17 protein-coding genes are annotated in these 18079 nt (G+C 70.6%); 4 read left to right on the plus strand and 13 right to left on the minus strand.

Annotated elements, in window-relative coordinates:
- Positions 1 to 97 precede the first annotated feature (97 nt).
- From ACX80H_RS09475 to ACX80H_RS09515, 9 genes are all read right to left on the minus strand, one after another.
- Positions 98 to 1684 (minus strand): AAA family ATPase, encoded by a 1587-nt coding sequence (locus tag ACX80H_RS09475; RefSeq protein ID WP_459312819.1) that lies wholly within the window; start codon positions 1682 to 1684, stop codon positions 98 to 100.
- A gap of 40 nt (positions 1685 to 1724) precedes the next feature.
- The gene (locus ACX80H_RS09480; protein WP_459312821.1) at positions 1725 to 2120 is read right to left on the minus strand and encodes a hypothetical protein; all 396 of its coding nucleotides are present in this window, start codon (positions 2118 to 2120) and stop codon (positions 1725 to 1727) included.
- A gap of 46 nt (positions 2121 to 2166) precedes the next feature.
- On the minus strand, positions 2167 to 2784 hold the full coding sequence (locus ACX80H_RS09485; protein ID WP_459312823.1) for a DUF308 domain-containing protein: 618 nt from the start codon (positions 2782 to 2784) through the stop codon (positions 2167 to 2169).
- Positions 2784 to 5375 carry an AMP-binding protein gene (locus ACX80H_RS09490; protein WP_459312824.1) on the minus strand — a complete coding sequence of 864 codons (2592 nt, stop codon included), beginning with the start codon at positions 5373 to 5375 and terminating at the stop codon, positions 2784 to 2786. Before ACX80H_RS09490 ends, ACX80H_RS09485 begins: the two co-directional genes overlap by 1 nt.
- 38 nt (positions 5376 to 5413) lie before the next feature.
- Entirely contained in the window at positions 5414 to 6568 is a 1155-nt protein-coding gene (locus tag ACX80H_RS09495; RefSeq protein WP_459312826.1) for an ABC transporter ATP-binding protein, read from the minus strand.
- The gene (locus ACX80H_RS09500; RefSeq protein ID WP_459312828.1) at positions 6565 to 8253 is read right to left on the minus strand and encodes an ABC transporter permease; all 1689 of its coding nucleotides are present in this window, start codon (positions 8251 to 8253) and stop codon (positions 6565 to 6567) included. The genes ACX80H_RS09495 and ACX80H_RS09500 overlap by 4 nt, the downstream gene beginning before the upstream one ends.
- Complete coding sequence (locus tag ACX80H_RS09505; protein ID WP_459312830.1) at positions 8250 to 9272, minus strand: extracellular solute-binding protein; 1023 nt, start codon at positions 9270 to 9272, stop codon at positions 8250 to 8252. Before ACX80H_RS09505 ends, ACX80H_RS09500 begins: the two co-directional genes overlap by 4 nt.
- A 117-nt stretch (positions 9273 to 9389) precedes the next feature.
- The gene (locus ACX80H_RS09510) at positions 9390 to 10058 is read right to left on the minus strand and encodes a DNA alkylation repair protein (protein WP_459312832.1); all 669 of its coding nucleotides are present in this window, start codon (positions 10056 to 10058) and stop codon (positions 9390 to 9392) included.
- 97 nt (positions 10059 to 10155) lie between these two features.
- Entirely contained in the window at positions 10156 to 11517 is a 1362-nt protein-coding gene (locus ACX80H_RS09515; protein ID WP_459312834.1) for an MATE family efflux transporter, read from the minus strand.
- Positions 11518 to 11594: 77 nt separating this feature from the next.
- On the opposite strand from ACX80H_RS09515, the gene ACX80H_RS09520 reads away from it, so the two are divergent.
- Together ACX80H_RS09520 and ACX80H_RS09525 are read left to right on the plus strand one after the other, a co-directional pair.
- Positions 11595 to 11951 carry a hypothetical protein gene (locus tag ACX80H_RS09520; protein ID WP_459312836.1) on the plus strand — a complete coding sequence of 119 codons (357 nt, stop codon included), beginning with the start codon at positions 11595 to 11597 and terminating at the stop codon, positions 11949 to 11951.
- A 203-nt stretch (positions 11952 to 12154) separates the two neighbouring features.
- Positions 12155 to 13249, plus strand: a complete 1095-nt coding sequence (locus ACX80H_RS09525; RefSeq protein ID WP_459312838.1) for a S1C family serine protease — start codon at positions 12155 to 12157, stop codon at positions 13247 to 13249.
- A 248-nt stretch (positions 13250 to 13497) separates the two neighbouring features.
- Here the strand turns inward: ACX80H_RS09525 and ACX80H_RS09530 are convergent, their stop codons facing one another.
- Positions 13498 to 14235, minus strand: coding sequence for an ANTAR domain-containing protein (locus ACX80H_RS09530; RefSeq protein WP_459312840.1), 738 nt, complete (start codon positions 14233 to 14235; stop codon positions 13498 to 13500).
- Positions 14236 to 14573: 338 nt separating this feature from the next.
- On the minus strand, positions 14574 to 15338 hold the full coding sequence (locus tag ACX80H_RS09535; protein WP_459312842.1) for a metallophosphoesterase family protein: 765 nt from the start codon (positions 15336 to 15338) through the stop codon (positions 14574 to 14576).
- Between the two features lie 116 nt (positions 15339 to 15454).
- Between ACX80H_RS09535 and ACX80H_RS09540 the strand changes: the two genes are divergently transcribed.
- Complete coding sequence (locus ACX80H_RS09540; RefSeq protein ID WP_459312844.1) at positions 15455 to 15739, plus strand: DUF6766 family protein; 285 nt, start codon at positions 15455 to 15457, stop codon at positions 15737 to 15739.
- Positions 15740 to 15788: 49 nt separating this feature from the next.
- Positions 15789 to 16673, plus strand: coding sequence for a putative protein N(5)-glutamine methyltransferase (locus ACX80H_RS09545; RefSeq protein ID WP_459312846.1), 885 nt, complete (start codon positions 15789 to 15791; stop codon positions 16671 to 16673).
- Here ACX80H_RS09545 and ACX80H_RS09550 read toward each other — a convergent pair.
- Both ACX80H_RS09550 and ACX80H_RS09555 read right to left on the minus strand, forming a co-directional pair.
- Positions 16638 to 17051 (minus strand): hypothetical protein, encoded by a 414-nt coding sequence (locus ACX80H_RS09550; RefSeq protein WP_459312848.1) that lies wholly within the window; start codon positions 17049 to 17051, stop codon positions 16638 to 16640. The genes ACX80H_RS09545 and ACX80H_RS09550 overlap by 36 nt on opposite strands.
- A 224-nt stretch (positions 17052 to 17275) precedes the next feature.
- Positions 17276 to 17938, minus strand: a complete 663-nt coding sequence (locus ACX80H_RS09555) for a hypothetical protein (protein WP_459312850.1) — start codon at positions 17936 to 17938, stop codon at positions 17276 to 17278.
- Positions 17939 to 18079: the final 141 nt, after the last annotated feature.

Genomic DNA, 18079 nt, shown 5'->3' on the forward strand with positions numbered 1-18079 from the left:
GTGCTCGTGGAGCTCAGGATGTACCCGTTGGAGACCGCTGGCAAGGCATAGGTAGTTGCGTCACCTGCCGCGGGGGTTCCGCAGCGGCCTGGCGGACCTAGTCCGGGCCCTCCGCCCGGTCGATGCCTTCCACGCCGTCCCCCTGGAAGCCGTCCTCCGAATAGCCCCCGTCGGCGAGGCCCTGCTGCACCTGCTCCTCCGGGGACGCGGAGAACGCGGACCCGTACTCCGGCAGGTAGATGCCGGAGTACGGCGCCACTCCCGGACCCGCAGGGAGGGTTTCCTGTCCTTCGGAGAAGCCGTCCGCCGTTGCGGGACCGTTGCTGCCGAGCAGGCTCCTCGTCAGGGATGCCGCGTCCGCCATGAGCTCGTCCACCGCCGCGAGCAGATGATCGTCCGCCACCGGCACGCCCTGCAGCGCGGCGGCGAGGACCGCGCGCCGCACCAGCTCCCGCGTGAAGGACGCCGTCGTGCCCTCGATGCGCGCGGCAGCGGAGCCGATGACGCCGGGGCTGAACGGGAGGTTCCGGGCGTAGAGCCGCAGCAGCTCCGCCCGCTCGTGCTCGGCGGGCAGGGGCACCTCGACGGCCAGGTCCACGCGGCCCGGGCGCTGTGCGAGCGCGCGTTCGAGCATGTCGACACGGTTGGTGGTGAGGACGAAGGTGACGTCGGCGTCGTCGTCGAGCCCGTCCATCGCATCCAGGACCTCGAACAGCAGGGGCTGGGGGCCGTGACCGAAGCTGCGGTCCTCGGCGATCAGGTCGCAATCCTCGAGCACCACGATCGACGGCTGCAGGGCACGTGCCATCCGGGCCGCCTCCCCCACATGGGCGAGGGTGCCGCCGGACAGCAGGATCGCCGTCGTTCCCGTACTCGCGCTCAGCAGGAAGCGGACGGTGTGGGTCTTGCCCGTCCCCGGCGGACCGTACAGGAGGATGCCGCGCTTGAGGTGCTGGCCGGCCGCCACCAGCGCTTCGCGGTGGGCTGCGATACCGAGGGCATGCTCCGTGACCCTCGCCAGGAGCCCCTCGGGCAGGATGACGTCGTCTGCCGTCAGGGTGGGGCGCGCGTGGAACGTCACGCCGGCGCTGCTCGGCCCGAAGTCCTCCATCGTGAAAGACAAGATCTGGCCCTTCAGCACACTCTCGCGCTGCATCCGCCGCCGGAATTCAGCAAGGAAGTCGGCGGTCACCGCGGGGTCCGGGCAGAGCACCTCGAGGGAGGCGGACTGCCGCCCGTACCGCGGATCCGCCTTGCGCTGCAGGAGCGCGACGGGCACACCCGCGCGGCGGAAGAGCCGGAGGCCGAGTGCCACCGTCTGGCGCTGCCGGTCGGGCGCGACCGGCAGGTTCGCATAGTCCGGCTGCGCCAGCGGGAAGTTCGGATACAGCGCGGACTGCTGGAGCATGTCGCTCAGCGACATGTGGTGGCGCTGGTCCCCTCCTCCGATGCCCACGAGCCGCCCGTCGGGCCCCGTGAGGGACACGAGGATGATGTCCGCGTCGACGTAGCGGCTGCCCGAGACGTCCTCCACGACGACGGGAACGCTGCCCGCCTCAGCACCCAGATGGGCGCTGAGGGTGTCGAGGAGTTCCCTGCCGCGGGCGGTGGAGGGCTGCGCCTCCTGCGCGAGGCGGACCAGCGTGCCGAAGGTACTGATGAATCCTGCTACGTCATCCTGCATGAGGGGAGGCTAGCAGTAGCGTCAAGAGGGCGTGCGGGGATCAGGTGTCCTGCTTCGGCAGGCGCTCCCCGTAGCGAGGCTCCTCGTCGGGCCAGGGCTCCGCATCGGGCGATGCCGACGACGCGGACTGCGCGGGCGGTGCCTGCCGGTCCGGCCTGGCGGATGAGCGGTTGATGCCGGAACCCTTGCTGAGGTGCTCCGAGTTCGGCGTCTCGGCCATCATGAGCATGGCGCAGATGACGAGCGAGGCGATGAACGCGATACCCGCAGCCGTCAGGCCCAGGTCGACGCGCAGCTCCTTGCTGCCGCCGCCGGTGGCGAAGATCGACGTCGCGACCCCGGCCACCACGGCCAGGACCGCGGAGAAGACGAGTGGTGCCTTGATGCCGTGGCGGAATCGTCCCTGCGTGGGCTTCCCCGGCTGGCGCTTGGCCACGGGCACTCCTTCCGGTGATACGAGATTTCTACAAGACGTAGAGGCTCTAGTTTACGGGGTCCGGCTCGCCCTGGGCGCCGGAAACGGACGGTGCGCTGAACGCTGAATCGTGCCGGTAGCCGAGGGCGGCGATACCGAGGACGACGGCGGTCACCAATGCGCCCCCACCGGTCACGCCGAGCAGGGCGTGCGGACCGAGCTCCTCGACGAACGGGAGGATCGCGCCCGTGGCCAGACCGATGGCTCCGGCAGTGACGAGGTCCCGGGCGGCAACGTGGCCGCGGACCGCGAGCCCCCGTACCAGTTCGGCGGCACCGGCGACGACCAGCGCGACGGCGCCGGCGAAGGCGAAACTGCGGTCATCGAAGAAGACAAGGCTGGCGATGCCCGCACCGATGAGCAGGCCGCCACCGACCTCGGTCAGCAGCTTGAACCGGGGCCCCCAGTGCGTTCTGCGGTGCGTCCACAGGTAGGCCCCGCCGTCGAGCAGCAGATAGAGCCCGCCTGCGAGGGACATCACCAGTGTCGACGGGTCGCGCCAGAAGATGGTGACGAGCCCGAACACTGCGCTCACCACGGCGCGGACCAGGAACGGCTTCCAGACCGTGAGCTGGGCGTCATCGGAGCCGGGGCCGGCGCCAGGGGCAGGCGATGCAGCAGCCATCAGGGGCCTTCCTGGACGGGGTACGGGGGCTGGGAGATCGCGTCCAGTTTAGTCCTCCGCGCCCGGCGCCCCATCGACGGTGGAGCCGGTGACGCCGGGACCACCGACCGCCGCCGGCGCATGATCGCAGCGGGCGACCAGCTGCACAGCGCCCAGTAGGCCACGCCCATCACGAGCGAACCCCCCACGGCCAGGACCGGGCTGAGCGGGAGCAGGACCGGATAGACGAGCCAGTGGGTGAGGTAGATGTACAGGGACGCTGCGGCCAGCCAGCCCACCACGCGGCGCAGGACCGTCGGCACCGGCAGCGCCGGCACCCAGATGAGCAGCAGGATCCCGGTGGTTACGGTGGCCTCATGGACGGTGCTGGTGGCGCTGCTGGAGAAGCCGGGAACACTGAGTACCGTCAGGACCGAGACCGTCCACCGGTGCATGCCGGTCCGGGCGCCGGCGAGGGCCCAGCCGAGGGCGAAGAGCCAGAACACGGGCGCCGGCTTCGGCAGCCCGGGATCCATGATGTCGTAGCGGCTGATCAGCCCCACCACCACCAGGCCCAGTGCGAAGCCGAAGGGTGCCCGGCGGTGGAGCCGGTCGACCCACGGCACGGCCAGAAGGGCCGTCACCCCGATGAGGATGTAGGTCAGCATCTCCACGAACCAGAAGTGCCACTGGGTCGTGAGCTCCTGCGGTCCCACCATGCCGTTGAGCAGGAAGACGTTCGCGACGCCGTAGTCGTCGGTGAGCAGGTAGGCCACCGCGATGAACGCCACGCAGGGCACCACGATCCGCGTCAGGCTGCGCAGGTGGCGCCGCAGCCGCGGAGCGCGTTCGCCGCCCAGCTGGAATCGCGCGAAGTTGTACCCCGCCACGGCGAAGAGGAGGTGGGCGGTCTGGAAGTGGAAGAGGTGCACGTGCGTCGCCACGATGCACACGATCGCCACGGCGCGCAGCACGATCGACGTCTCCAGGAAGGACACGACGCGACGCCGGGGCTTCCGGCGGCGCTCCAGTTCGCGGACGGACAGGAGGTGCCAGTCGGCCGGAAGCCGGCCGATCGCCTGTTCCAGCCGCACCGACACGGCGACATAGGAGAGGGAATCACCGTCGAGGGAGACGAAGGTGTCGCCGTCACCGATGTCGGTCCGGTCCAGCGCCTCCGCGAAGATGCGTCGTACGTCGTCGCGATCACCGCTCAGGGGCTCGGGGGCGGCCGTGGGTGCCTGGGCGGCCAGCCGGCGCACGGCCGGGTAGTCGACCTTGCCGGTCGCCAGCCGTGGCAGGTGCTCCACGGAGTGCATCTCGACCGCCGCGCGCGGCAGGCCCACGCTGCCGGCGAGGACCTTGGTCAGGAGCGAGGAGTCGTGCTCGCCCTCGACGGCGATGACGAGGCCGTCGTCGGACCCGGCGGCCGCCGCCGGGACGCCCAGCTCGGCCAGGATGCGCTCGACCTGCCCGAGGTCGATGCGCAGGCCCGCGAGCTTCACGAACCGGCTGCGCCGCCCGACCACTTCGTAGAGTCCGTCGGCGTTCCTGCGGGCGAGGTCGCCGGTGCGCAGTTCGTGGATCTCCCGGCCCAGGGCGAGGTCGGCGGGACGTTCGGCATAGCCGAGCATGACGTTGGGGCCGGAATAGACGAGTTCCCCGTCCTCCAGGTCCTCCACCGGCTCGATGCGGAAGGATCCGCCCGGGACCGGCACCCCGATGGACCCCGGGTGTTCGGCGGCGAGGTCCGGCGGCAGGTAGGCCATGCGGGCGGTCGCCTCCGTGGCCCCGTACATGACGACCAGGTCCCAGCCGCGGCGCCGTCCGACCTCGGCCCAGGAGCGCACTTTCTCGGGCGCAAGCCTGCCGCCCGCCTGGGTGACGTAGCGCAGGTGCGGAAGGTCAGCCTCCGCGAAGCCCACGCGTTCCAGCAGGTCGAAGGTGTAGGGGACGGCCGCGAAGGACGTCGCCCGGCTGTCCCGGAAGAGGTCCCAGAAGCAGGGGTCGACGACCGAGAGGTCCGTGAGGACCAGCCCGGCCCCGCGCATCAGGTGGCTGTTGACCACGGACAGGCCGTAGCAGTAGTGCAGGGGCAGGGTCGTTGCGGCGCGGTCGTCCGGCCCGATACGGAGGTACTCCGCGATGGAAGCGGCGTTCGCCGTGAGGTTGGCATGCGAGAGCCGCACGAGCTTCGGGGAGCCGGTGGATCCCGAGGTGCTGAGCAGCAGGGCCAGGTCGGGATGCAGCTCGTGCCTCGAGCCGGGACGGCGTTCCTCGATGACCGGGGCGCCCTCACCGGGGCGCAGCACCACGTCGGGATCGTAGGCGGCCACCAGGGAGTCCAGTGCTGCGGGCTTGTCCGCCGGCACCAGGAGCAGGGGATGTCCGGCCGACAGCGCGGCCAGGTAGCCCACGAGGGAGTCCAGCGCGTTGCGGGCGGCCAGCAGCACCAGCCGGCGCTCCGTGCCCAGGCGGGCGGCGAAATCGTCCACGCGCCCGGCGAGCTCACGGTACGTGATCACGCCGTCGTCGGTGACGACGGCGGGCCGTCCACCGTGGCGGGCGAGGTCGGTGAAGGCGATCTGGGCGAGTTCGGGCTGCGCGGTCACAGCGCTGCCGTCCCGGGATCAGTCAACAAGGTGGAGGCCTAACGTAGCGGAAGGGGGTCGGATGACGGCCGTGCCAGCGAGCTGCTCGGCGGCGGAGACGTGATGGCCCGGTCGCCCAGGAGCAGCGTGGGCGTCGTACCCGCGGTGACGGAGACGGCTACTGCAGTTCCCACCGGGTGGCGTACGGTGTGGGGCTGCCACGAGCGCAGGGTCCGGCCGGAGGCCAGCCGGACATGGTGGAGCACGAACGCGCCGTGGTACTCGACCGCGCTGACACGGGCGGACGCGGTCGGGTCCGGCCGCAACGCCACCTCGTGCGGCCGCAGCACGACGTCGACGTCCAGATCGCTGTTCGCCCATCCCGGGACCGTCGAGACGATCCCGATCTCGCAGGTCAGCAGGGCGCGGTGCACGTGCGCCGGGAGGAAGTCGGCATCGCCCATGAAGGAGGCGACGAAGCGGGTCGCGGGTTGCTCGAACACCTTCTCCGGCGTATCGGCCTGTTCGATGACGCCGTCGCGCATGACGACGACGCGGCTGCCCACGGAGAGGGCCTCGGTCTGGTCGTGGGTCACGAGCACTCCCGTGGTGCCGGTCTCGCGCAGGGTCGCCACGGTGTCGCGGCGCACCTGCGCGCGCAGGGACTCGTCCAGGCTGGAGAAGGGCTCGTCGAGGAGCACGACGGCTGGCCGGGGCGCCAGCGCACGGGCCAGGGCCACCCGCTGCTGCTCGCCGCCGGAGAGCTCATGGGGATAGCGGTGCGCGAGGTGGGACAGCCGCACGAGGTCCAGGACCTCACCTGCCCGCGCCCGTCGTTCGCTACGACCCAGCCGGTCGAGGCCGAACTCCACGTTGCGGGCGACCGTCAGGTGCGGGAAGAGGGCATGGTCCTGGAACACCAGCCCCACCCGGCGCTGCTCGGGTTCCACGAAGCGGCGCCCGTCGGCCATCACCTTGCCTGCGACCCGGATGATGCCGGCGTCCGGCCGTTCCAGTCCCACGGCCAGGCGGAGGGTCGTCGACTTGCCGCAGCCCGACGGGCCGATCAGGGTCACGAGTTCGCCGGCCGTGACCGTCAGGTCCAGTGCATCCACCCCCACCGACCGGCCGTAGTGCCTGGACACCCCCTCCAGCGACAGGGCGGCAGGGACGCCGTCGGCGGGGAGCCGGGCTTCCGTCATCCGTGGAGTCATGCGCCCGCCCTCCCATGGGTCTCGGCCCAGCGGGCCTGGCGGACGAGGACGACGACGGGCAGGATCGCGGCGGTGACGATGACCAGCGCGGGCAAGGAGGCCTTCTCCCAGAAGTTCTCGCGGGCCAGTTCGTAGACCCACACGGACGCGGTCGTGAAACCGAAGGGCCGCAGCAGCAGCACGATGGGCAGCTCCTTCACGGCGTCGATCATCACCAGCATCAGGGCCACGGCCACCCCGGGCCTGGCAAGGGGGGCATGGACGCGGGCCAGGATCCGGCGCGGAGTGGCGCCGAGGCTCAGGGCCGCGAACGTGACGGTCGGGGGTATCTTCGCGAGGCTTGCGTCCACCGCCTGGTAGGCGGGGGCGAGGAAGCGGATCACGTAGGCGTAGAGGATGCCCAGGACCGACCCGGTCACGAGGATCCCCGTGCCACCCGGGACGCCGGCGCGCTCGAGGGCCGTATCGACCGCCGCGAACGCGATCAGGACCCCGATGCCCACGACGGCGCCCGGGACGGCGTAGCCGAAGGTGGTCAGCTGGGCCGCGGAGGCGGCGATCCGCCCCCCGCTGATGCGCACGGCATGGCTCACCGCCACCGAGAGCACCACGCAGACCACGGCGGTCACCGATGCGACGAGCAGGGTGCTGGCAAGGTACTCGCCGAAACGGGGGTCTGCCAGGACGCCGGACTTCCCTGCCTCGCCGACCGCCCATACGAGCAGTTGCAGCACGGGGATCAGGAAGCCCGCGGCGAGAGCCGCGATGCACAGCGCGGTCGCCGCCCAGCCGCGTGCGCCGCGGAGCCGCTCGGGCTGCAGGCCCTGTCCCCGCCCGCCCTGCTGGTGGTAGCGCGCACGGCCGCGCAGCGCCCGCTCACCGGTCAGGACGGCCACGGCGAACAGCAGCACCAGGACCGCCAGCTGGGTCGCGGCATGGAAGTCGAACGTGCCCTTCCAGACGAGGTAGACGCCCACGGAGACGGTCTGCACATTGAAGTACTGCACCGTCGCGAAGTCGGTCAGCGTCTCCATCATCACCAGGGACAGTCCCGCCGCCAGTGACGGCCGCGCCAGCGGAAGCAGCACCCGGCGCAGCGTCCGCCCCCGCCCGGCACCCAGGGTGCGCGCCGCATCGTAGGTGCCGGCGGACTGCTCGATGAGCGCCGCACGCACCAGGAGGTAGACATAGGGGTACAGGGACAGGGACATCACCAGCACCGCGGCCGGCAGGGAGCGCACCTCCGGCACCCAGACATCGGGGCCCAGCACAGCGCGCAGCGCCGACTGCACCGGTCCCGAGACGTCGAAGACCGAGAGGAAGACGAAGCCGAGGATGTAGGCCGGCACCGCGAGGGGCAGGACGAGCAGCCACACCAGGACGTTCCGGAGGGGAAAACGGTACGCGGTCACCAACCACGCCAGCCCGCCGCCCACCAGGAGCGTACCCGCTGCCACGCCCACCATGAGGGCCAGAGTGGTGAGCACCATCGCGACGATTCCTCGCGGCGGGGCGGTATCCCCCACGCTGCCCACGCCGTCGAGCACGACGGCCAGGACGGGCGTGGCGACGATCAGTGCCACGACGACGACGAAGGCGGACCACGCCGGACGCCCGGCTCCGGACGTCCGGCGGAGGCTACGCGTCGGGGTCCTCGCCTCCGCAAGGACCCCCGTGCCGGTCACTTGTATCCGGCCTCGGCGAGCAGATCGACGGCCTCCGCGTTGAGGTCACCGTAGGCCTCCGCGTTCAGCGGCATGCGCTTGAACTCGCCGAACTCCGCGATCAGCGGTTCCGGTGCCGCCGCGGGGTTGACCGGGTACTCGTGGTTCCCGTCCACGAAGGGGTTCTGCCCGTCGGTGGCGAGCCATTCGATGAGCCGCTGCGCGTCCTCGGCGTTGTCCGAGCCCTCGACGACGCCGGCACCGGAGATGTTCACGTGGGTCCCCGCCCCCTCCTGGCTCGCCCAGAACAGGTCCACGTTCAGGTCCGGGTTCTCCGCGAGGGTCCGGGCGAGGTAGTAGTGGTTGTTGATGCCCACGTCACAGGATCCGGCATCGATGGCCTCGAGCAGCAGGACGTCATTGCCCATGATCTCCACGTCGTTGGCAACCCACCCCTGGACGATCTTCAGGGCCTCCTCCCGGCCGTGGAGGTCGATCAGGCTCGCGACGAGGGACTGGGTGTAGGCGGAGGTGGCGTCGCGCATGCACAGCCGTCCCTTCCACTTCGGGTCGGCCAGCCCCGCGTAGGTCTCGGTGGCGTCGAACTCGGCGGGATCCACGGCATCCGGGTTGTAGGTGACCGTGCGGGCGCGCATGGCCAGTCCGTACCACTGGCCCTGCGCGTCGCGGAGGTCCTCGGGCACGGCGTCGTCGAGCACCGGCGAGTCGAGCTCGGCCAGTTCGCCCTGCCGGGCCGCGTTCCAGAGGTTGCCGGCGTCCACCGTCATAAAGACGTCGGCCGGCGTGTCAGCTCCCTCGGCCTTCAGACGTTCGAGGAGTTCGGCGTCGTCACCGCTGATGAACTCCACGGTGATCCCCGTCTCGTCGGTGAACTGCCCGAACGCGCCCTCGAGGTCGTAGTGGCGGGCGGAGTAGATCTGGAGATCGGCCGACTGTCCGCCGATGATGCCGCAACCGGTCAGTGCGGCTGTGAGGACGGTGAGCCCTGCGGTGGCTGCGATCAGGGGGCGCGGGTGCATCGGGGGCTCTTCTCGGCGAGGGGCAGTACGGCGACCCCGGTGGGAATTTGGCAAGGAAAGCCTAACTTAATTCCTCGCCCGGTTCCCCTTCGCGTGCACCGGAGCGGGCCCGCTGCCTCAGGATCCCCGCCGGGCCACCATCTCGTTGATCCAGAGCGGGGCGAACGGGGACGTGCAGTTCGGCGGCGTCGGGTAGTCCTTGAGGACCTCCAGCCGCTCTCCGATCGCGAGGGCTCGCTCCCGGTGGCCGGCGTGCTCGATCCCGATCTGCGCCAGCGTGGTGTTCATGGCCCACTGCAGCCGGTCGGGGGCCTCCTTCATCTCCGCCTCGATCTCATCCAGGAGGCCGTCGAGGTCGAGGCCCTGCGGATTCTTCACCACCCGTTCGCCCGTGAGCGCCCATCCCGCGCTCGCGACCACGGGATCCGCGTCCGCCCTCCATTCCATCCGGAGCCGCTCCGCGTGCGGGCTCTTCTTCACGACGTAGTTCACGAGCCAGTCGTGCACCTTCGGAACACGGGCCTCGCGCAGCATCGTGTCCAGCTCGTCGTGCCCGAAATCCTTCGGCCGGCAGACCAGCAGCGACAGCAGCCGTGCGGGGGTTCCACCCGTGGCCCAGAGATCGCGGGCCAGCTCCTGCTGGGTCTTCAGGCGCCTGGCCATCGCACGGACGGCCGACAGGTTCACGCCGTGGTCGTCGCCGTGCTTCTCGTTCACCGCGCGCATCCGCGGATCCTCGAGGGCGGACAGTTCCGCCAGCAGCTGCTCCACCGTCGTCTCGGACATTCCCTGCCTCCGGTCTTCCTGGACGCCATTCCGCGGCTCCCGTGACAATGGTCCCGCCCGCGCGGGGATTGCGCTACCGGACGGAGCGCGACGGCGGCTATGCGGCGCGCGCAGCCCTGCCGCGCGTCGCACCGGTCACCATCCACCGGTCGTCCCGCACACGCCAGCCCAGGGTGGCGGCCCTGGCCAGCATGTAGCCGACGCCGAAGGCGAGCCACAGCCACACGATCCCTTCCGCGCCCGTGAGGTCCGCCGTGGCGACGAGGACCAGCAGCGGCAGGTAGGCCACGAGGTTCACGACACCCGCGACGGCCAGGTAGCGGGCATCACCGGCACCGATGAAGACGCCGTCGAGCACGAAGACGAACCCGCAGACCGGCTGGGCCGCTGCCAGCACCCAGAGCCCGGCGGCGAAGGCTGCCTGCACGGCGGGATCCGGTGTGAAGATCCAGCCCAGGAACGGTGCCACGGCGGCCAGCAGCCCTCCGGTGAGCACACCGAACCCCACCCCCCAGATGATCATCCGCCGCGTCAGCGCGTGTGCCAGGGGCCGGTTCCCCGAGCCGAGTTCCTTGCCGATGAGCGCCTGCGCGGCGATGGCGAGCGCGTCGAGCGCGAAGGCGAGGAAGGTGAAGACGGTCATGACCAGCTGGTGCGAAGCGAGGCTGAGGGGCCCCTGCGACGTCGCCACGAACACGGTGGCGAGGATCGCCACCCGCAGGGACAGGGTGCGCAGCATGAGCCACGAGCCCACGCCCGCTGTGGCGCGGATGCCGCGGAGGGTGGGCCGCAGGGGCACCCGTTCCCTCCGCGCGGCCCGCACGATCAGGACGACGTACACGGCCGCCATGCCCCACTGGGCGAGACTCGTCCCGAGGGCGGAGCCGGCCACCGACATCCCGGCGCCGTACACGAGCAGGTAGTTGAGGACGATATTGACGCCGAAGCCCGCGCCCGCGACGACGAGCGGCGTGCGCGTGTCCTGCAGCCCCCGCAGCACACCCGTCGCGGCGAGCACCAGGAGCATGGCGGTGAGACCGGGCATGGACCAGCGCAGGTAGTCGACGGCGAACGCGTGCACCGCGCCCTCGGCACCCATCAGGGAGGCGAGCTGGGGCGCCGTGGCCCAACCGATGCCGGACAGCAGGAGCCCGAGCACGACGGCGAGACCCACGCCGTCGCGCCCTGCCGCGAGCGCGTCCGGCAGGCGGCCGGCTCCGAGGAGGCGCGCGACGGCGGGAGTCGTCGAGTAGGCGAGGAAGACCATGAGCCCGACGGCGGTCTGCAGCACCGTGGAGGCGAGTCCTACCCCAGCGAGCTCGGCGACTCCGAGGTGCCCGACGATCGCGGAGTCGGCGAGCAGGAAGAGCGGCTCGGCGATGAGGGCACCGAGCGCGGGCACGGCGAGGCGGAGGATACTGCGGCTGAGCAGGCGGTTGCCGGGAAGGGTCTCGTGCACCAGTCCAGCCTAGGCGGGGCGGCGGCAGGGCCTAAGCTGGAGGAACCCGAACCGCCCGCACGGACACCAGGGGAGTCATGAAGCTCGGCACCAGGCAGTACCTGGCAGGACTGGTCCTGCTGTTCCTCAGCACGCTCTTCGTCCCCCAGGCAGTGTCGGACTTCGCCCGCGCCGAGTCCACCGGCACGCCGGCGCCGGCGGCGGCACCCCTGCTCCTGGCGATCGGCCTCCTCATCATCCTTGCCGCGGCGGCCTGCATCGGCTGGGGCTACTGGCTCACCCACCGGCACGGCGCCCCGCGGAAGCGCAATCCCGAGGACGATCCCGACGAGCCGTTGCTGCGCCCCGGCTACGGCCCCGCCCCCTCGGAACGCGATGCGTGGCGCGAGCATCCCCTGCGCCGCCCCGACCGGGACGCCGACGGCCGCTCGTAGGCTCCACGTCAGCGTCGGCACGCCTCCGCAGGATGCGCGGGCGGGACATCCTCTCCTGTCCAGTCCCGCGGCTCCATTTTTCCTTCTTGTCCACCGGGTGATGCCCTTCGTACGGTCGTAGGCAGGAGCGGATACCGCGTGACGCGGACGCCGCATGCGCCCTGCTGCCCCGTCGACGGGGACGTACCGAGGAGGATCACTGCATGACGACGAATGCCGGCACCCGGACCGCAGCCGTTCCGCTGACCCTCGCCCTGCTGCTCGCCGTCACCGGGTGCACCGACGGCGGCCCCACCGACTCCGCGTCGAGTGCCCCACCCCAGGTGCAGGGCACGGCGGACGCCTCGTCGGGCGAATCGTCCTCGGGCGGGACGCAATCGGACGGACAGCAGGCGGACATGAGCATCCCCGATATCGTCGACATGGTGCAGCCCTCGGTGGTCACCATCTTCACCGAGGGCGGCCTCGGCAGCGGCGTGATCTACACCGAGGACGGCCTCGTCCTCACCAACGAGCACGTGATCAGGGGCAACGAGGACGTCGAGGTGGCCTTCGCCGACGGACAGCGGGTGTCAGGGACGGTCGAGGCCGCAGACGCCGTCTCCGACCTGGCGCTCGTGCGTGCCGACCGCACCGACCTCCCCGCAGCGACCTTCCAGTCCGGCCTGCCGCGGATCGGCGAACTCGCCGTCGTCATCGGATCGCCCCTCGGCTTCGAGAACACCGCGACGTCGGGCATCGTCTCCGGCCTGCACCGCGAGATCCCGGGGTCCGCGTCCACGAGCCAGTCGCTCGTCGACCTCATCCAGACAGACGCGGCCATCAGCCCGGGCAACTCCGGCGGCGCCGTCGTGAACGGCCGTGGCGAGATCATCGGCATCAGTGAGGCGTACATCCCGCCGTCCCAGGGCGCTGTGGCGCTCGGCTTCGCGATCCCGGCTCCCACCGCCACGGAGGTGGCCGAGGAACTGCGCGAGGACGGCACGGCGGACCACGCGTTCATGGGGCTGGCACCGGGAGCCATCACGCCCCAGATCGCCCAGCAGCTGAACCTCGAGGACACCACGGGTGTGGTGGTCCTGTCGGTGTCGCAGGGCGGACCGGCGGACGACGCCGGGATCCGGCCGGGTGACATCATCACCCGGATCGGTGACGAGGACCTGTCGGCGCCCGAGGACCTCCTCGCGGCGCTGCGCCGGCACGACCCGGGCGAGACGGTCGCCGTCGAGGCCCGACGGGGTTCGGAGACGGAGACCGTGGATGTGCGGCTGACGGACCGGCCCTTCGCGGAAGGCTGACGGGACGCTCGGAGGATGCTCCACGCCTTCCAGCCCGGGAACACCTCGTGCTGCATCTCCTGCGCGAGGAGCTCGAGGTCCTGGTCCGCCTCACCCACCGCAGACTTGATGAACTGACGGTCGTCCGCGAACAGCGCGAGGGTCGCCACTTCACACCCGAACCGTTCCGCAGCCCGCCGGGTGATCCGGTCGAACCGGCCGGCGTCCTTCGTTCATCGCTCCCCGTTCCCCGTTCCCCGGAGTCCGCCCTACTCGAAATGCGTCTTCGCGGGCCCGTGGCCGAGTGACTGCAGAACGGAGGCCGCCACGTCCCGGAGCTTGATGTTCCTCGCGCTGGAGGCCGCCTTGAGGATCGACATCGCCTGGTCCTGCGAGCACCTGTTCTGCCCCATGATCACACCCACGGCCAGGTCGATGGTGGTCCTGCTCTCCATCGCGGCACGCATGTCGGCGCTCGAATCCGTCAGTTTGGCGATGCGCACCGCCAGGCGGAGCGACACCGAGGCCTCCTCGGCGAACCTCCGGGCAGCGTCGATCGCCTCCTCGCTGAACGCATCCGTCAGGGGCGAGTAGAAGTTCAGTGCCGCCGTCGCCTCGCCCTCGAGTGGAATCGGAACGCCCAGGGCGGACTTGATGCCGTGCCCGCTGATCGCCCTGCTGTACTCGGGGAAGCGTTCCTCGGTGTCGAAATCACTGACGTAGTGGACGACGCCCTTGCGTGCCGCGCGCAGGCACGGTCCGTCGTCGTACTCGTACTGGACCTCGTCCATCTTCTGGGCTTCGATGCCGTTGGTCGCGACCGTCGTCTTCGTCCGCGCCCGCAGCAGGGTGACGCCGCACAGGACCTCGTCGTCCTCGGCCGACAGGGTGGAACCCGCGATCTTCACCAGTTTCGTCAGGAAGTCCTCGACATCGGCGCTGTCGAGGACCATGTCCTGGAGCAGGCCCGGAACCGCCGGGCCCCTGTCTCTTTCACGATCAACCAACGGGAAAACCTTTGCGTCAACCCTTTTGAGCCACGCGCGATGCCGGGCAAGGGAACGTGGTGGACCGCCTGCTGCTAAACGGTCAAGGAAATATTACCGAGTTCCGCAGGCTCCCCGGTGATCGTCGCCGACGGCCCCACCCCGGGAGTTCGACTGTCAAGCTGAGGCGATCTCGGGGCAGCTCACCTCAGGGCGTGAGGAGCACGGCGGACACTGGAAGTACGCAGCAAATGGCCCGGACCTGTCCGCCGACTGACGCTGAATACATCGAGGTGCTTGCACGGACATGGGGCCGCCGGTCAGGAGTCAAGCAGCCGGCTCCCGACCGACAGTCCGCCTCACGGCTCCAGACGCAGCCCCAACACGGCATGCTGCCCGCGGTAGACGGCGGTACGGAGTTCGATCGCGTAGGGTTCGAGGGCCGGCATGCCGAGCGCCGCGGCGGCCGCGATCTCCGCTTCGATGTCGTACGGCACGCGCACGAACTGGATGCCGAAAGGCGCCGACCGACCGCCGTCCGGCTCCCCCTCGAGAATCACGTAGGACGCCTGCGGCTCGTCCAGCGGGTTGCCGACGCTCCCCACATTGACGAGCGTGCGGCCCCGGTAGGTCGAGACGAACGCGTCATGGATGTCGCCGTAGCAGACCGTGTCCGGCCGGGGCCCCTTCCCGGTCAGTTCCGTCGCCGCGAACATCCCCTCGAAGTCGTCGTCGGTGTGCCGGGCATGCACGCGGTGGTAGACGCTCTTCGCCGATGCGTGGAACATCCGGATGCGCCGCCCGCTCAGCACGATGTCGTGGGAGAGCGGGAGCGACTGCAGCCAGCGGCGGTCCTCCGGCGTCAACTCGTTGTGCCACCACCAGCCGGCGTCGTCGCGCCATTCAGGCGCCTCGCCGGGCAGGAAATCGTCCCAGTTGCCGCGCACCGTGACGGCACAGTGCAGGCGGCTCAGGCGCACGCACTCCGAACCGCGGGGCCCCTTCCCGGCGACGTCGCCGAGGTTGTAGACGGTGCTGATGCCGCGGTGCCGGAGATCCTCCAGCACGGCCGTGAAGGCCGTGACGTTCCCGTGGAGATCCGAGATCACCGCAACGCGTTCCATGCGGTTCAGGCTATCCGCAGCCCGCCGCACCCGCGACCGGGGGGCCTCGGGAGCACTGTGCAACTCCTGATGCGGCGCAGGTTCCGCTTGCCGCCGCCGTCGTGCCCTTCCTAGCGGTGAGGAGACGCGAAAGTGCACTTGGTCAACGGAAGGACGGGTACCACGATGAAGCACTGGATGCGGGACCACGGCCTCCTGCTCACGAATGGGGCACTGGGGAGCCCGGGACCACTGTGCTGGGCTACATGAGCACGTCGCGGTTCTGGTTCGAGTCCTTCCAGAACTGGCAGAGCGAATGCATGGTCATCGCCCTGATGATCGGGGCGTCCGTCTACCTGCGCGAACGCGGGAGCGTGGAGTCCAAGCCGGTGGCCATGGCCCACAGCGACACGGACACCTGATCGCCGCTATCCTCGTGGTGCCAGGCCGCCTCCGCCGAAGGGCCCTTCGATGCCGCACCACCTGCAGGGCCCTCCTGCCACTCTCCGCCTCACGGAGGCCGAACTGACGGTGCGGCTCCGTGCCGCGGGCTGCGTGTTCGCCGAGGACGAGGCCCGCGTGCTCGCGGGGAGCGGCGCCACGGATGACGCCCTGGCTGCGATGCTCGACCGCCGGGTCTCCGGGTTTCCGCTCGAACACATCCTGGGCTGGGTGGACTTCCGTGGGCTGAGGCTGGAGGTGGGACCGGGAGTGTTCGTACCGCGCCAGAGATCGGCATTCCTCGTCGCCTGCGCCGCGGACCTGACGACGGCGGGGGCGACCGTCCTGGACCTCTGCTGCGGTTGCGGGGTGCTCGGAGTGGCGCTCGCGGACGTCGTGCAGGGTCTGCGGCTGCACGCCTCGGACATCTCCCCGGCCGCCGTCACCCTGGCCCGGCACAACGTCGCCGGCCTCCGGGCGGAGCTCTACGAGGGCGATCTGTTCGACCCGTTACCCGTGTCCCTCAAGGGGACCGTGGACACGCTGCTCTGCAACACGCCCTACGTGCCCTCAGCACGCCTGCAGACCCTTCCGGCTGAGGCGAGGGTGCACGAGCCCCTGATCAGCCTCGACGGTGGGGAGGACGGACTGGAGGTGCAACGCAGTGTGGCACGCGGGGCACCCGACTGGCTGGCCCCGGGTGGGCACATCCTGTTCGAGGTGGGAGAGGACCAGGAGCAGGAGTGCCTCCGGCTCCTGCGGGACGAGGGCTTCGATGCCTGGTCCCGCAGCCTCGAGGACGAGGGGGCGACGGTGGTGATCGGGCGTCATGATCCTCGTCCGGGCGCGCCCGAGCCGCCGGCAACTGCTCCGGATGGGTCACCGTTCCCGGCGCACTGTCCGACGGGCGGGTAGCTGCGGCGAAGGCTGGTGGACCCGACGTGCTGCGGTCCCGGGAGGACCGTCCGGCAGGGTGACGGCCCCGGGACGGCTGTAGCCTGCTGCCGTGCAGGTGCTGAAGGTGGAAGCACTCCCCGAGCCGCCGGCCGCGGAACCGCTGTAGGGGGCGCGGCAGCAGGCGCGCGGGCCCATTCTGGCGCGGTCGTCGAGGAGTTCGTTCACGGCCTGCGCGACGCAGTCCCGGTCGGCATCGGGGAGGGTCATCATCCCGTGGAGGTAGGCATCGACCTCGAACTGTCCGACGGACCCTCCCATGTTCAGGAAATGGTCCCAGACGAGCACCAGGGGCAGGTCCGCGTGCCTCATCGCGGTATAGGTGAGCAAGCCTTGCATTGGCGGATTCCTTCGGGCGGCCCGGACGGGGGCAGGAAGCCGCTCGGTAGCCGCCACCCGGCGGGCAGCGCGGCAAGGTACCCTCGGCAGCCGGCTTCCTGACTATCCGGGGAAGCACCGGCGCGTGCCGGGGACCCTTGTTCTCTTCATTCTGGCATCGGCACTGCACCCTCTGCAGGGCTTTTCTGCGACTGGACGAGTCGGGAATGAGCGGGTATTCCCGTTCACGTCAGCGGACGCAGCGCGGACAGCACGACGACGACGCCGACGCCGTAGTCGGCGTCCCAGCGCGCCTGGAGGGAGCCGTCGTCGTACACCACCGTGATCGTGAGGTACCCGTCGCGGACTTCTCCGCTGAGCGGCAGGTCGTCACCGGCCCCGGAGAAGAGCTCCTGCTGGATCCGCTCCAGCTCCTGCGGGTTCGCCGGGCCCCGTCCCCCCTCGGGGAGACGGGGATCCTCGAAGGGCAGGGCGTCGTAGAGGGACAGTGGGACCGGCGCGCCGGTCCTCGTGAGGACCGTGCCGTCCCACGTGCCCGTCACCGCGTAGGCGCCCCAGGTGACGCCGGATGCCGTCTCGGACTGCCCGGCGAGTGCCCAGTCCCAGTTGTCGATCCGGGGTCCGCTGCACTGGGGCGGATAGGACTCCATGACACCGCCGAGGCAGAATCGCGGCGGGGTGTCGCCGACCTGCAGCACCGTGCCCTGTCCGATCAGCTCGCGGTCGCCGGTATGGGCAGCGGGAGCCGGCGCGGACGCAGGCTCGGCGGCGGAAGGGTCGGGGCCGGGCGCGGGGACGGGCTCGGCACCGGGGTTCCCCGGTATCGCACACGCAGCGAGGAGGACTGCTGCAAGGGCTGCAAGGCCCGGTCGAGCCGGCCATGTCATGCACCCATGATCGACCGCTCCCGGCCGGCAGGCACTGCTCGGACCGTAATCGGCGCCGAACCGTGACCCCGGGCGGGACGGATCCCGGCCGGGTCTTGTCATACCTGGCGCTGCTATGCTTCCATACCTGGTAGTCCTAGG

Source organism: Arthrobacter pasteuri (assembly GCF_054510955.1).